Origin of the sequence: Pseudomonas sp. TUM22785 (genome assembly GCF_028198105.1) — a bacterium.
GTDB lineage: Bacteria > Pseudomonadota > Gammaproteobacteria > Pseudomonadales > Pseudomonadaceae > Metapseudomonas > Metapseudomonas solani.
The window spans coordinates 3,104,871-3,121,301 of sequence record NZ_CP116239.1; the positions used below are offsets into that span (position 1 = coordinate 3,104,871).

A 16,431-nucleotide genomic window follows, 5' to 3' on the forward strand; every position below is an offset into this window, starting at 1 on the left:
GAGGGCCGCCGTAGCCCGGGCTTCAGCCCGGGAATTCCCCGCAACAATCCCCTAATTTTCCCTCGCGCCCCGACGTCATCTGTTGCACAGACCTCCCATTTCGCGAGCCGCCCATGCCCCAGCACAACCCCCTGTCGAACCTCCCGCTGCCCGATGGACGCAGCCTTGGTGCCGACGAAACCGACACCCGCCTGCACCTGACCCTCGATGGCCAGCCGCTGATCGACCTGGCGCTGCAGCACGGCGCCGAACCGCGCTTGCAGGTGCTCGGCGCCCAGCCTTCCGTGCAGGCCCTGCACGCCGCCTGCTACTGGTTGCTGGCCCGCGATCCGGTCTGCCAACGGCTGCACTGGCAACTGCCGCAAGCCCCCGCCGAAGCCCTGGCCAGCGGCCTGCTGGTGGCGGCCGGGGCAGGGGAGTACCGCTGCGAGCGCGGCCAGTTCTGGCAACTGCCGGCACCCTGGATCACTGCAGCCAGTCCTTACCCGGAGCGCATGGTCATCAGTGACGGCAAGCGCCACCCGCAGCGTCCGCCCAAGCCCACCGGCGAGCTTTACCGTCGTTTCGATGCGCGCCTGGGCAGCTGGATCTCCCTGCGCGCGCTGGATATCGACAGCGACCTGGAGCGCTTCAACCGCTGGCAGAACTCGCCCCGCGTGCTGGCGTTCTGGCAGGAGGGCGGCGACCTCGACCAGCACCGCGCCTACCTGCAGAAGCTGCACGACGACCCCCATACGCTGACCCTGATCGGCTGCTTCGACGACCAGCCCTTCGCCTACTTCGAAGCCTACTGGGCCAAGGAAGACCGCATCGCGCCCTTCTATGCGGTGGACGACTACGACCGGGGCATCCACATGCTGGTGGGCGAGGACAGCCACCGCGGCCCGCACAAGGTGGCCAGCTGGCTGTCGGCACTGACCCATTTCCTGTTCCTCGACGACCCGCGCACCCGCCGCGTGGTGGCCGAGCCCCGTGCCGACAACGCGCGGATGATCGGCCACATGCAGAACCTGGGTTACTACCGGGAGAAGGAATTCGACTTCCCGCACAAGCGCGCCGCGCTCATGGCCATCGGCCGCGAACGCTTCTTCGATCATTGCGTGCTGGTCTGAGGCCGAGCCGCGTTCTCAATGCGTAGCCCGGGCTTCAGCCCGGGATCGGCGTCGAAGGAATCCCCGGACTGAAGTCCGAGCTACCAGGTAGGGGTTCGCCCCAGGCGCGAGTCGCGCCCGGGGCGGAAAACGGGGGAGAGGTCAGGCGGATTTTTCGCTGCGTTCCTGGTCGTTGCCGGCGGCCTTCTCGGCTTCGGCACGGGTCACCTTGCGGCAGTGCACCAGGGCATCGCGGATCATGAAGTTGACCAGGGTCGGCGAGACGCCCAGCTCCTTGGCGATGTCCTTCTGCGGCACGCCGTGCAGGCGGTACATCTCGAAGGCATAGCGGGTACGCGCCGGCAGCTCAGCCAGGGCATCGGCGATGTGCTCGAGGGTCGCGTAGTTGATGTGCGAGGTCTCGGGCGAAGCACCCTGGGTGACCACCACGTTGAGCCCTTCCTCCTCGGTGCCGGAATACTTCTGCTCCAGCGCCTGCTTGCGGTAATGGTCGATGGCCAGGTTGCGCACGATCTGGAACAGGTAGCTGAGCTGCGCCTTGAACGACGAGGTGATCTGCGGAGCCGACTGCAGCCTGAAGAACGCATCCTGCACCACATCCTCGGCGCGGGAGCGGCATCCGGTGATACGCGCGGCGATCTTCACAAGGATCGTGCGGTTATCGATGAATGCCTGGAGTAAGGGTGAATCGCACCTGCTTGTGGACAGTTGATCCGTCATGGAAATCACCTTGCGCTTGGGTAGGCAAAGGGCGCCGGAAAAAGGGCGACCTGTTCAGCGGGGTAACAAATTATGTCCAATGATAATCATTGTCAAATGCGATGAATAATTAATATGCATATATTCGAAGAAGAGCACGGAAAGGCTTCAGGGCTGTTGCAGCCCCGCCCCGCGAAGACCCTTCCGATCGACGGTGAAAGCGCTCCCGGCCCCGGGAAATTCCGTTAATTATTTTCCGTCTCCATCCGTTCTCCTCTGTGAAAGCGCGGGCAGTTGGCCCCGCTGCAACGGTTTCGCAGACAGGAGAACGACATGGTTTTCGATCGTGACGATGTGATCTTCCAGGTGGTCATCAACCACGAGGAGCAGTACTCGATCTGGCCGGACTACAAGGCCATCCCCGCCGGCTGGCGCGCTGCCGGCAAGAGCGGGCTGAAGCAGGAGTGCCTGGCGTACATCGAGGAGCACTGGACCGACATGCGCCCCCTGAGCCTGCGCAAGCAGATGGAACAGGCCGAAGGGGTGGCCTGAGGTGAGCGCGCCGATCAGCCTGCGCCTGTTCTGCCTGCCGTATTCCGGCGCCAGCGCCATGGCCTACAACCGCTGGCGGCGCATCCTGCCCGCCTGGCTGGTGGTGCAGCCGCTGGAGCTGCCCGGGCGCGGCATGCGCATGGACGAGCCGCTGCACACCCGGCTCGACACGCTGGTGGCGCAGCTCGCCCGCGAAGTCGCGCCCCAGGTGCAGCAGCCCTACGCGCTGTTCGGCCACAGCCTCGGCGGGTTGCTCGCCTTCGAGCTGGCCCACGCCCTGCGTGACAAGGGGCTGCCCGAGCCCCTGGCGCTGTTCCCCTCGGCCACCGCCGGCCCAGCCCGGCGCAATGTCGATGACTACCGCGAAGCCAAGAGCGACGCCGAACTCATCGCCAAGCTGCGCAACCTCCAGGGCACCCCCGAGGAGGCCCTCGCCAACGAGGAGCTGCTGCGCCTGACGCTGCCCATCCTGCGCGCCGACTTCCTCGTTGCCGGCAGCTACGCCTACCGCCGGCGCGAGCCGTTGCGCTCGCCCATCCACGTGCTCGGCGGCAAGGCCGACGAACTGCGCGTGGACGAACTGCTGGACTGGCAGGAAGAGACCGCCACCGGCTTCTCCCTCGACATGTTCGAGGGGCACCACTTCTTCCTCCAGCAACAGGAAGCCGCCGTGCTGCGCACCCTCAAACGCTACGCCGAGCAGCACCTGTTGCGCCTGCGCACCCGCCCCCTGCGCCAGGTACCGCTGGCGGCCGGCTGAGCCGCCTGGCGTGGCCGTCTGCCGGCTGCGCCCCTTCGCTGTTCCGAACCCCGAATTCAAGCCGCACTAGGCAGGACGACAACATGATGGACGCCTTCGAACTCCCCAGCACCCTGGTCCAGGCCCTGCAGCGCCGCGCTGCCGAACAGCCGGAGCGCCTCGCCCTGCGCTTTCTCGAAGGCGAGGGCGACGGCGTGGTCATCAGCTACCGGGAGCTGGACCGGCGCGCCCGCGTGATCGCCGCTGCCCTGCAGGCGGAAGCGGAGTTCGGCGATCGCGCCGTGCTGCTGTTCGACAGCGGCCCCGATTACGTCGCGGCGTTCTTCGGCTGCCTCTATGCCGGCGTCATCGCCGTGCCGGCCTACCCGCCGGAGTCCGCGCGCCGCCATCACCAGCTGCGCCTGCTGTCGATCATCGACGACGCCGAGCCGGCCCTGGTGCTGACCAGCGCCGCCCTGCGCGAACCCCTGCAGCAGATGAACCAGGAGCTCGGCGCCGCCGGCCCGGCGCTGCTCTGTGTCGACGGCCTGCAATCCGAGCTGGCCGCTGCCTGGCGCGAGCCGGTGCTGGCCGCCGACGACATCGCCTTCCTGCAATACACCTCCGGCTCCACCTCGCTGCCCAAGGGCGTGCAGGTCAGCCACGGCAACCTGGTGGCCAACGAGCTGCTGATCCGTCGCGGCTTCGGCATCGGCGCCGACGATGTGATCGTCAGCTGGCTGCCGCTCTACCACGACATGGGCCTGATCGGCGGCCTGCTGCAACCCATCTTCAGCGGCGTGCCCTGCGTGCTCATGTCGCCGCGCTACTTCCTCGAACGCCCGGTGCGCTGGCTGGAAGCCATCGCCCAATACGGCGGCACCGTGAGCGGCGGTCCTGACTTCGCCTACCGCCTGTGCTGCGAGCGGGTCAGCGCGGCGGCCCTGGCGCGCCTCGACCTCAGCGGCTGGCGCGTGGCCTTCTCCGGCTCCGAGCCGATCCGCCAGGACAGCCTCGAACGCTTCGCCGGCCAGTTCGCCGCCTGCGGCTTCAACGCCGCCAGCTTCCTCGCCTGCTACGGCCTGGCCGAGGCCACCCTGTTCGTTACCGGCGGCGTGCGTGGCCAGGGCATTCCGGCCCTTGGCGTGGACGGCGCCGCGCTGGCGCAGAACCGCATCGAACCAGGCGCCGACAGCCTGCTGCTGAGCTGTGGCTTCGGCCAGCCCGAGCACGGCGTGATGATCGTCGAGCCGGCCACCGGCGCCGCGCTCGGCGAGAACCAGGTGGGCGAGATCTGGGCCAGCGGCCCGAGCATCGCCCACGGCTACTGGCGCAACCCGGAAGCCACCGCCAAGGCCTTCGTTGACCGCGATGGCGTGAGCTGGCTGCGCACCGGTGACCTGGGCTTTTTGCGCGACGGCGAGCTGTTCGTCAGCGGCCGTCTCAAGGACATGCTCATCGTCCGTGGCCACAACCTCTACCCGCAGGACATCGAGCGCACCGTCGAGACCGAGGTCGAGCTGGTGCGCAAGGGCCGCGTCGCCGCCTTCGCCGTCGAACAGGACGGCGAGGAGGGCATCGGCATCGCCGTGGAGATCGGCCGCAGCGTGCAGAAGGCCCACGCGCCGGAAACCCTGATCCGCATGATCCGCCAGGCCGTGGCCGAAGCCTGCCAGGAGGCGCCGCGCGTGGTGGTGCTGCTCAACCCCGGCGCGCTGCCCAAGACCTCCAGCGGCAAGCTGCAACGCTCCGCCTGCCGCAGCGGCCTGGAAGACGGCAGCCTCGACGCCTACGCCTGTTTCCCCGCCATCGACTCCACCACAGCATCCACTGCCCCGGCCGAAACCGCCGGCGAGCTGCAACAGCGCATCGCCGCCATCTGGGCCGAGCAGTTGCAGGTGCCGGCAGTGAATGCAGACGACAGCTTCTTCCTGCTGGGCGGCAACTCCATCGGCGCCGCCCAGGTGATGGCGCGCCTGCGTGATGAACTGGGCCTGGAGCTGGAACTACGCCAGCTCTTCGAAGCCCGCTCCCTGGCCGAATTCACCGCTGCCGTGCAGGCCCAGCAGGCCGCCGGTGTGCCGCGCCAGGGCGCCATCCCGCGCCTGCCGCGCAACCAGGACCTGCCGCAATCCCCGGCGCAGAACCGCCTCTGGTTCCTCTGGCAGCTGGACCCGCAAAGCGCCGCCTACAACATCCCCGGCGGCCTGCGCCTGCGCGGCGAGCTGGACGAAGGCGCCGTGCTGCGCAGCTTCCAGCAACTGGTGCAGCGCCATGAAGCGCTGCGCACGCGCTTCCGCGAACGGGACGGCGTCGCCCTGCAACGCATCCTGCCGTCCCTGGAGCTGGGCCTCTCGCGCCTCGACCTCGGCCACCTCGACGGCGCCGAGCGCGACGCCCGTGTCATCCAGCTGCGCGAAGAGGAGGCCCAGGTGCCCTTCGACCTGGAGCAGGGCCCGCTGCTGCGCCTGACCCTGGTACGCCTGGACGATGAACAACACCAGCTGTGGCTGACCCTGCACCACATCGTCGCAGACGGCTGGTCGCTGCACCTGCTGCTGGACGAATTCTCCCGCCTCTACGGCGCCGCCTGCGGTGGCCCGGCGGCGGACCTGGCGCCCTTGCCCCTGGGCTACGCCGACTTCGCCGCCTGGCAGCGCCAGTGGCTGGCCGACGGCGAGGCCGAGCGCCAGCTGGCCTGGTGGCGCGAGCGATTGGGCGACGAGGCCCCGGCCCTGCAACTGCCCACCGACCGCCCGCGCACCGCCCAGCGCAGCCACGCCGCCGCGCGCCACAGCCTGCGCCTGGACGACGACCTGGCCAAGGCCCTGCGCGCGCTGGCCCAGGCCGAGCATTCGACCCTGTTCATGGTCCTGCTGGCGGCCTTCCAGGGCCTGCTGTTCCGCCTCAGCGGGCAGGCGGACATCCGCGTCGGCGTGCCCGGCGCCAACCGCCAGCGCCTGGAAACCCAGGGCCTGGTCGGCTTCTTCATCAACACCCTGGTGCTGCGTGGCCAGCTCGACGGCCGCCGCACCTTCAGCGCACTGCTGGCCCAGGCCCGCGAAGCCACCCTCGGCGCCCAGGCGCACCAGGACCTGCCCTTCGACCGCCTGGTGGACGCCCTCGGCGGCGAGCCGTTCCAAGTCATGTTCAACCATCAGCAGCGCGACCTCTCCGCGCTGCGCCGCCTGCCGGGCCTGCTCGCCGACGAGCTGCCCTGGCACAGCCGCGAGGCCAAGTTCGACCTGCAATTGCACAGCGAGGAAGACGCCCGTGGCCGCCTGACCCTGGCCTTCGATTACGCCACCGAACTGTTCGACGCCGGCAGCGTGCGCCGCCTGGCCGAGCGCTTCGTCAGCCTGCTGCGCCAGGTGGTTGAGCAACCTGAGCGGGCCCTGGGCGATATCCAATTGCTGGACGAGGCCGAGCGCAGCCAGCTGGCCGGCTGGGCGCGTGCGCCACAGCCCGCCGCCAGCCGCTGGTTGCCTGAGCTGCTGGAACGGCAGGCTGCCGCCGACCCGCAGCGCATCGTCCTCAGGTGGGCCGAGGGGCAACTGGACAGCGCCACGCTGCACCGCCGCGCCAACCGTCTGGCCCACCGCTTGCAAGCCCTGGGCGTCGGCCCCGACGTGCCGGTGGCCATCGCCGCCGAGCGCTCGCCGGAGCTGCTGGTCGGCCTGCTGGCCATCATCAAGGCCGGCGGCGCCTATGTGCCGCTGGACGTGGACTACCCCCGCGAACGCCTCGCCTACATGCTGCAGGACTGCGGCGCGCGCCTGCTGCTGACCCAGTCTCACCAGATCGAGCGCCTGCCGATTCATGAGGGCGTGCGCGTCATCGAGCTGGACCGGGAGGAGGGCGACTGGCCCGACAGCCCGCCGACCGCCGCCGTGCATGGCGACAACCTCGCCTACGTCAACTACACCTCCGGCTCCACCGGCCAGCCCAAGGGCGTCGGCAACACCCATGCCGCCCTGGCCGAACGCCTGGCCTGGATGCAGGCGCAGTACCGACTGGATGCCAGTGACGTGCTGCTGCAGAAGGCGCCGGTAAGCTTCGATGTGTCCGTCTGGGAATGCTTCTGGCCGCTGATCACCGAGGCACGCCTGGTGCTGGCCGCGCCCGGTGAGCACCGCGACCCGCGCCGCCTGGTGCAGCTGGTGCGCGAACACGGCGTGACCACGCTGCACTTCGTGCCGCCGCTGCTGCAGCTGTTCATCGAGGAGGAGGGGGTTGGCGAATGCACTTCCCTGCGCCGCCTGTTCTCCGGTGGCGAGGCGCTGCCCGCAGCCCTGCGTGATCGGGTACTGGAACGCCTGCCGGCAGTGCGCCTGGACAACCGCTACGGCCCCACCGAAACCGCCATCAACGTCACCCACTGGCACTGCCGCATCGAAGACGGCGAGCGCTCGCCCATCGGCCAGCCCCTGGGCAACGTGCTCTGCCATGTGCTGGATGCCGAACTCTCGGCATTGCCGGTGGGCGTACCGGGCGAGCTGTGCATCGGCGGCTCGGGCCTGGCCCGTGGCTACCTGGGCCGCGCGGCGTTGACCGCCGAACGTTTCGTACCCGACCCATTCGGCGAACCCGGTGCGCGCCTGTACCGCACCGGTGACCGCGCCCGCTGGGGCACCGACGGTGCGCTGGAGTACCTCGGCCGCCTCGACAGCCAGGTCAAGCTGCGTGGCTTCCGTGTGGAGCCCGAAGAAATCCGCGCGCGCCTGCTGGCCCAGCCCGGCGTCGGCCAGGCCGTGGTGGTGCTGCGCGACGGCCCCGGAGGCCCACGCCTGGTGGGCTACTACTGCGCCAATGGCGCCATCGAGGATGAAACCCGGCAGACCGAGCGCCTGCTGCAGGCCCTGCGTGACGAGCTGCCGGACTATATGGTCCCCGCGCAGCTGATGCGCCTGGAGACGCTGCCCGTCGGCCCCAGCGGTAAGCTGGACCGCCGCGCACTGCCCGAGCCCGCCTGGCAGCAGGCCGAGCACCGCGAGCCCGCCAGCGCATTGGAACAACGGGTCGCCGCCATCTGGCGCGAGGTGCTGGGCATCCAGCGCATCGGCCTGGACGACGATTTCTTCGCCCTCGGCGGCCACTCGCTGCTGGCCACCCAGATCGTCTCCCGCACCCGCCAGGCCTGCGACGTCGAGCTGCCGCTGCGCGCGCTGTTCGAAGCCAGCACCCTGGAAGGCTTCTGCACCGAGGTGGCGCGCATCCAGGCCAGCGGCCAGGTGGACAGCCAGGGCGTGATCGCCCGCGTCGACCGCAGCCGCCCGGTGCCGCTGTCCTATTCCCAGCAGCGCATGTGGTTCCTCTGGCAGCTGGAGCCGGACAGCCCCGCCTACAACGTCGGTGGCCTGGCACGCCTCAGCGGCCCGCTGGATGTGGCCCGCTTCGAGGCCGCGTTGCAGGCCCTGGTACAGCGCCACGAGACCCTGCGCACCACCTTCCCCAGTGAGAACGGCGTGGCCCGCCAGCAGGTGGCCGAGCAATCGAACCTGATCATGGGCTGGGAGGATTTCTCCGCCCTCGATGCCGACACCCGCCAGGCCCGCCTGCAGGCCCTGGCCGATGACGAGGCCCATCGCCCGTTCGACCTGGAAACCGGCCCGCTGCTGCGGGTGGTGATGGTCAAGGGCGGCGAGCGTGAGCACCACCTGGTGGTGACCCTGCACCACATCGTCACCGAAGGCTGGGCGATGGACATCTTCGCCCGTGAACTGGGCGCGCTCTACGAAGCCTTCCTCGATGACCGCGAGTCGCCCCTGGCGCCGTTGCCGGTGCAGTACCTCGACTACAGCGCCTGGCAGCGCCAATGGCTGGAAGCCGGCGAACGCCAGCGCCAGCTGGACTACTGGACGGCCCAGCTGGGCCACGAGCACCCGCTGCTGGAACTGCCCTCGGATCGCCCACGCCCGCCGGCCCAGAGCCACCGGGGCGAGCTGTACCGCTTCGACCTGCCGGCTGCACTGGCCGAGCGTGTGCGCGCCTTCAACGCGGCCAACGGCCTGACCCTGTTCATGACCATGACCGCCACCCTGGCCGTGCTGCTGCACCGCTACAGCGGGCAGCAGGACCTGCGCATCGGCGCGCCTGTGGCCAACCGCATCCGCCCGGAAAGCGAAGGGCTGATCGGCGCCTTCCTCAACACCCAGGTGCTGCGTTGCCAGCTCGACGGGCAGATGAGCGTCGCCGCGCTGCTGGAGCAGGTGCGCCACACCGTGATCGAGGGCCAGTCGCACCAGGACCTGCCCTTCGACCAGCTCGTCGAGGCCCTGCAACCGCCGCGCAGCAGTGCCTACAACCCGCTGTTCCAGGTGATGTGCAACGTGCAGCGCTGGGAGTTCCAGCAGACCCGCGAGCTGGCGGGGATGAAGGTCGAGTACATCGCCAACGACGCCCGCGCCACCAAGTTCGACCTCAACCTGGAAGTCACCGACCTCGACCATCGCCTCGGCTGCTGCTTCACCTACAGCTCCGACCTGTTCGACGAGCCGCGCATCGCGCGCATGGCCACCCACCTGTGCAACCTGCTGGAGGCGCTGCTGGGCGATCCCGAACAGCGCCTGGCCGAGCTGCCACTGCTGGGTGAAGGCGAGCGCCTGGCGCAGCTCGCCAGCCTGGGCGAGGAGCCCGGCGAGCACCGCCTCGACGGCTGCATCCATCGGCTGTTCGCTGCGCAGGCCGCGCGCACGCCCACGGCACCGGCCCTGACATTCGCCGGCGAAACCCTCGACTACGCCACCCTGGACGCCCGCGCCAACCGCCTGGCCCATCTGCTGCGCGAGCGCGGCGTCGGCCCCGAGGTGCGCGTCGGCCTGGCCCTGGAGCGTTCGGCGGCGATGGTGGTCGGCCTGCTGGCCATCCTCAAGGCCGGCGGCGCCTACGTGCCGCTGGACCCGGAATACCCCACCGAGCGCCTGCACTACATGATCGAGGACAGCGGCATCGTCCTGCTGCTGGGCCAGGCTGCGCTGTTCGACACCCTCGGCGAGCTGCCGGCCGGCGTCGGCTGCTGGTGCCTGGAGGAGGACGAGGCCGCGCTGGCCGCTTACCCCGCCAGCGCGCCGGTCGACCTCGCACGGCCGCAGCACCAGGCGTACCTCATCTACACCTCCGGCTCCACCGGCAAGCCCAAGGGCGTGGCCGTGAGCCACGGCGAGATCGCCATGCACTGCCAGGCGGTGATCCGTCGCTTCGGCATGCGCGCCGACGACTGCGAGCTGCACTTCTATTCCATCAACTTCGACGCCGCCAGCGAACGCCTGCTGACGCCGCTGCTGTGTGGCGCGCGCCTGGTGCTGCGGGCCCAGGGCCAGTGGGGCGCCGAGGACATCTGCCAGCTCATCCGCGAGCAGGGCGTCACCATCCTCGGCTTCACCCCCAGCTACGGCAGCCAGCTGGCCCAGTGGCTCGGCGCGCGGGGCGAGACCCTGCCGGTGCGCCTGGTGATCACCGGGGGCGAGGCGCTGACCGCCGAGCACCTGCAACGCATCCGCGCGGGCTTCGCGCCCCAGGCCTTCTTCAACGCCTACGGCCCCACCGAGACGGTGGTCATGCCCCTGGCCGCCCTGGCCCCGGCGCAGCTGGAGGAGGGCGCCGCCAGCGTGCCCATCGGCCGCATGGTCGGTGCGCGGGTGGCCTGCATCCTCGACGCCGACCTGGCCCTGGTGCCCCCGGGTGCCATCGGCGAGCTCTATGTCGGCGGCGCCGGGCTCGCCCGTGGCTACCACCAGCGCCCGGGCCTCACCGCCGAGCGCTTCGTGCCCAACCCCTTCGCCACCGACGGCGGGCGCCTGTACCGCACGGGCGATCTGGTGCGCCAGCGCGACGATGGCCAGCTGGAATACCTCGGCCGCATCGACCAACAGGTGAAGGTGCGCGGCTTCCGCATCGAACTGGGCGAGATCGAAGCGCGCCTGCTGGAACACCCGACCGTGCGCGAAACCGTGGTGCTGGCCCTGGACAGTCCCAACGGCAAGCAACTGGCCGGCTACGTGGCCTGTGCCGCCGCAGAAGAGGGTGCCGATGCGCAGCAGGCGCTGCGCGAAACCCTCAAGGCGCACCTGCGCACCCAACTGCCGGAGCACATGGTGCCCGCGCACCTGGTGCTGCTCGCCAGCCTGCCGCTGACCCCCAACGGCAAGCTCGACCGCCGCGCGCTGCCCGCGCCGGACCCGGAGCACAACCGCCAGCAGTACCTGGCGCCGACCAGCGAGCTGGAGCAGAGCCTGGCGGCCATCTGGCGCGAGGTGCTCAACGTCGAGCAGGTCGGGCTCGCCGATAACTTCTTCGAGCTGGGTGGCGATTCCATCCTCTCGATCCAGGTGGTCAGCCGTGCGCGCCAGCAGGGCATCCACTTCAGCCCGCGCGACCTGTTCCAGCACCAGACGGTGCAGACCCTGGCCGCCGTCGCCCGCCGCGAGGCGCTGACCCAGGTGGACCAGGGCCCGGTGACCGGCAGCATGCCGCTGACGCCCATCCAGCACTGGTTCTTCCAGCAGGCGCCGGAGAACGTCGCCCACTGGAACCAGTCGCTGCTGCTGGAAGCGGGCGAGCGCCTGGAGGCGGGTCATCTGGAGCAGGCCCTGCAAGGCCTGGTGCAGCACCACGACGCCCTGCGCCTGTCCTTCACCCGTGAAGGCGACACCTGGCACGCCGAACACCGCGCAACCGCCAGCGAGGCCGATGGCCTGCTGTGGCAGGCGCGGGTGGGCGATTTCGCCGAGGCGGAAACCCTGCTGGCCGATGCCCAGCGCAGCCTCGATCTGGCCCACGGCCCGCTGCTGCGTGCCCTGCTGCTGGAAGGCCCGGACGGGCGCCAGAAGCTGCTGCTGGCCATCCACCACCTGGTGGTGGACGGTGTCTCCTGGCGCGTGCTGCTGGAAGACCTGCAAGCCGGCTATCGCCACCTGCAGGCCGGGCAGCCCCTGGCGTTGCCGGCGCGCACCAGCGCCTTCAAGGCCTGGGGCGAACGCCTGGCAGCCTACGCCGGTAGCGAACCGCTGCGCGAAGAGCTGGGCTGGTGGCAGGCGCAGCTCGGCGGTGAGGATGCGCCGCTGCCCTGCGACCGCGACGCCGAGCAGGACCTGGAACGCGACGCCCAGCGCATCACCCTGCGCCTGGACGCCGAGCGCACCCGCCAGCTGCTGCAACAGGCGCCCGCCGCCTACCGCACCCGCGTCGACAACCTGCTGCTCACCGCCCTGGCCCGCGTGCTGTGCCGCTGGGCCGCGCGTGATTCGGTGCTGGTGCAACTGGAAGGCCACGGCCGCGAGCCGCTGTTCGACGACATCGACCTCAGCCGCACCGTGGGCTGGTTCACCAGCGCCTATGCGCTGCGCCTGGCGCCCGCCGACGGGCTCGGTGCCTCCATCAAGGCGATCAAGGAGCAGCTGCGCCAGGTGCCCCACAAGGGCCTCGGCTTCGGCGTGCTGCGCCACCTGGCCGACCCGGCCACCCGCGCCACCATGGCGGCGCTGCCGCCGGCGCGCATCACCTTCAACTACCTGGGCCAGTTCGACGGCAGCTTCGCCGAGGGCGCGCTGCTGCGCCCGCTGGAAGAGAGCGCCGGCCCGGCCCACGACGCCGACGCCACGCTGCCCAACTGGCTGAGCGTGGACGGCCAGGTATTCGGCGGCGAGCTGCTGCTGAACTGGACCTTCAGCCAGGCGCGCTACGACCGCGCCACGGTGCAGGGCCTGGGCGAAGCCTTCATCGCCGAGCTGCAGGCGCTCATCGCCCATTGCCTGGAAGAGGGCGCCGGTGGCCCGACGCCGTCGGACTTCCCCCTGGCGCACCTGAGCCAGGAGCAGATCGACCAGCTGCCGGTGCCGGTCGCCGCCATCGACGACATCTACCCGCTGACGCCGATGCAGGAAGGCCTGCTGCTGCACACCCTGCTGGAGCCGGGCACCGGCATCTACTACATGCAGGACCGCTACCGCATCAACAGCGCGCTGGACGTGGAGCGCTTCACCCGCGCCTGGCGCGCCGTGGTGGCGCGGCACGAGGCGCTGCGCGCGTCCTTCGTATGGAACGCCGGGGAAACCATGCTACAGGTGATCCACAAGCCCGGCGCCACCGAGGTGGACCTGCTGGACTGGAGCGACCTGCCCGAGGACGGCCACGAGGAGCGCCTGCAGGCACTGCACCGCACCGAGCGTGAGGCGGGCTTCGACCTGCTGCACCAGCCGCCCTTCCACCTGCGGCTGATCCGCCTGGGCGAGGCGCGCTACTGGTTCATGATGAGCAACCACCACATCCTCATCGACGCCTGGTGCCGTGGCCTGCTGATGAGCGACTTCTTCGAGGTCTACGCCGCCCTGGGCGAGGGCCGCGAGCCGCAGCTGCCATTGGCGCCGCGCTACCGCGACTACATCGGCTGGCTGCAGCGCCAGGACCTGGGCCAGGCCCGTGCCTGGTGGCAGGGCAACCTGGCCGGCTTCGAGCGCACCACCCACCTGCCGAGCGACCGGCCGATCCTCCGCGAGCACGCCAACGACAGCGGCGGCATGCAGGTGGGCGACCGCATCACCCGCCTGGATGCCGCCGACGGCGCCCGCCTGCGGGAACTGGCGCAGCGTCACCAGCTCACCGTCAACACCCTGGCCCAGGCGGCCTGGGCCCTGGTGCTGGCGCGCTACAGCGGCGAGCGCGACCTGGTGTTCGGCGTCACCGTGGCCGGGCGCCCGGTGGGTATGCCGGAGATGCAGCGCACCGTCGGGCTGTTCATCAACAGCATCGCCTTGCGGGTGAAGCTGCCCGCACCGGGCCAGCGCCTGGGCGTGCGTGATTGGTTGCAAGGGCTGCTGGCCAGCAACCTGGAGCTGCGCGAGCACGAGTACCTGCCGCTGGTGGCCATCCAGGAATGCAGCGAGCTGCCCAAGGGCCAGCCGCTGTTCGACAGCCTCTTCGTGTTCGAGAACGCACCGGTGGAAGTCGCGGTGCTGGACCGGGCGCAGAGCCTCTCCGCCAGCTCGGATTCCGGCCGCACCCACACCAACTTCCCGCTCACCGTGGTCTGCTACCCGGGGGATGACCTGGGCTTGCACCTGTCCTATGACCAGCGCTACTTCGAGGAAGCGACCATCGACCGCCTGCTAGGCGAGTTCAAGCGCCTGCTGCTGGCCCTGGGCGAGCGCATCGAAGGCGACATGAGCGAGCTGCCGCTGCTGGGCGATGCCGAGCGCGAGCTGCTGCTCAAGGGCGTCAACCACAGTGCCCGCGACTACCCGCTGGAGCAGGGCTACGTGCGCCTGTTCGAGGCCCGCGTCGCCGCGCACCCAGCGCGCATCGCCGCCCGCTGCCTCGACCGCCAGTGGAGTTACGCCGAGCTGAACCGCCATGCCAACCGCCTGGGCCACGCCCTGGGCACCGCCGGCGTCAGCCTCGACCAGCCGGTGGCGCTGCTGGGTGAGCGTGGGCTCGACCTGCTGGGCATGATGGTCGGCACCTTCAAGGCCGGTGCCGGCTACCTGCCGCTGGACCCGGCGCTGCCCACCCCGCGCCTGACGCGCATCCTCGAACTCAGCCGTGCCCCGGCGCTGGTGGCCACCCGTGCCTGCCGCGAGCAGGCGATGGCGTTGCTGGAGGAGCTCGGCTGCGGCCAGCGTCCGCGCCTGCTGGTGTGGGAGGACGTGCTGCAGGGCGCCTGGCCTGAGCAGGACCTGGGCATCCATAGCGGCCCGGCCAACCTCGCCTACGTGATCTACACCTCCGGCTCCACCGGCCTGCCCAAGGGCGTGATGGTCGAGCAGGCCGGCATGCTCAACAACCAGCTGAGCAAGGTGCCGTACCTGGATCTCACCGAGGCGGACGTGATCGCCCAGACCGCCTCGCAGAGCTTCGACATCTCGGTCTGGCAGTTCCTCGCCGCACCGCTGTTCGGCGCCTGCACCGAGATCGTCCCCAACGTCATCGCCCACGATCCGCAGGCGTTGCTGGCCCATGTTCGCGAGCGCGGCATCACCGTGCTGGAGAGCGTGCCCTCGCTGATCCAGGGCATGCTCGCCGAGGACCGCGCCGTACTCGGCGCCCTGCGCTGGATGCTGCCCACCGGTGAAGCCATGCCGCCGGAGCTGGCGCGCCAGTGGCTGGAGCGCTACCCGGCGGTGGGACTGGTCAACGCCTACGGCCCGGCCGAGTGCTCCGATGACGTGGCCTTCTTCCGCGTCGACGCGGCCTCCACCGAGGGCACCTACCTGCCCATCGGCAGCCCCACCGACAACAACCGCCTGTACCTGCTGGACGACGCCTTCGAACTGGCCCCCCTGGGCGCCGTGGGCGAACTCTGCGTCGCCGGCACCGGCGTTGGCCGTGGCTACGTCGGCGACCCGCTGCGCACCGCCCAGGCCTTCGTGCCCAACCCCTTCGGCGCGCCGGGCGAACGCCTCTACCGCACCGGCGACCTGGCCCGGCGTCGCGCCGACGGCGTGCTGGAATACGTCGGCCGTGTCGACCACCAGGTGAAGATCCGTGGCTACCGCATCGAACTGGGCGAGATCGAAGCCCGCCTGTTCGAACGCCCCGACGTGCGCGACGCCGCCGTCAGCGTGCAGGAAGGCCCCACCGGCAAATACCTGGTGGGCTATCTGGTGCCACGCGAGGCCGAGCGCTTCGCCAGCGCCAGCTCGCCGGCCAGCCGCCTGGCGGAAGAGGGCGCCTGGTTCGAAGCCATCAAGCAGCAGCTGCGCAGCGACCTGCCGGACTACATGGTGCCGCTGCACTGGCTGCTGCTCGACCGCCTGCCGCTGAACGCCAACGGCAAGCTCGACCGTAAGGCCCTGCCTCCCCTGGAGTTCGGCCCGCTGCAGGCTCAGGACTACCTGGCCCCGCGCAACGAGCTGGAAACCACCCTGGCCGGCATCTGGGCCGAGGTGCTCAAGGTCGAACGGGTCGGCGTGCGCGACAACTTCTTCGAACTCGGCGGCCACTCCCTGCTCGCCACCCAGATCGCCTCCCGCGTGCAGAAGACCCTGCAACGCAACGTGCCCCTGCGGGCCATGTTCGAGTGCAGCACGGTGGAGGAGCTGGCGAGCTATATCGAGTCGCTGGAAGGCAGCGTCGTCACCGAGGAGAAGGCTGCGCGCCTGGAAGACCTGATGGCCAAGCTGGAGATGCTGTAACGGCAGCAGGGCACGCGGAGCGGGGAGGGCTCCGCGTGCCCCGGCTGCAGGGGGTGGCGCAGCGGCATTTCACCCAATCCCTGAACGCACGCACATAAAGGCCTGAAAAACCTACTTAAGTAGAACCCGCCGCCGCCGATACCAGAGGACGGCCCAGCGTTCGTGTCCGGTCCATTGCCGACCGGGCCGACAACGCCTGTGG

5 protein-coding genes are annotated in these 16,431 nt (G+C 70.1%); 4 read left to right on the forward strand and 1 reads right to left on the reverse strand.

The features are described 5' to 3' along the window. The first annotated feature begins 113 nt into the window (after positions 1-113). Positions 114-1,112, forward strand: coding sequence for a GNAT family N-acetyltransferase (locus PI990_RS14465; RefSeq protein WP_271661061.1), 999 nt, complete (start codon positions 114-116; stop codon positions 1,110-1,112). A 141-nt stretch (positions 1,113-1,253) separates the two neighbouring features. On the opposite strand, the gene PI990_RS14470 is transcribed toward PI990_RS14465, so the two are convergent. Beyond that, entirely contained in the window at positions 1,254-1,832 is a 579-nt protein-coding gene (locus PI990_RS14470; RefSeq protein WP_043244691.1) for an RNA polymerase factor sigma-70, read from the reverse strand. Positions 1,833-2,144: 312 nt separating this feature from the next. Between PI990_RS14470 and PI990_RS14475 the strand changes: the two genes are divergently transcribed. From PI990_RS14475 to PI990_RS14485, 3 genes are all read left to right on the forward strand, one after another. Next, the gene (locus PI990_RS14475) at positions 2,145-2,363 is read left to right on the forward strand and encodes an MbtH family protein (protein WP_184489176.1); all 219 of its coding nucleotides are present in this window, start codon (positions 2,145-2,147) and stop codon (positions 2,361-2,363) included. 1 nt (position 2,364) lies between these two features. After that, positions 2,365-3,123, forward strand: coding sequence for a thioesterase II family protein (locus tag PI990_RS14480; RefSeq protein ID WP_271661062.1), 759 nt, complete (start codon positions 2,365-2,367; stop codon positions 3,121-3,123). Positions 3,124-3,206: 83 nt separating this feature from the next. Then, on the forward strand, positions 3,207-16,229 hold the full coding sequence (locus tag PI990_RS14485; RefSeq protein ID WP_271661063.1) for a non-ribosomal peptide synthase/polyketide synthase: 13,023 nt from the start codon (positions 3,207-3,209) through the stop codon (positions 16,227-16,229). Positions 16,230-16,431 lie beyond the last annotated feature (202 nt).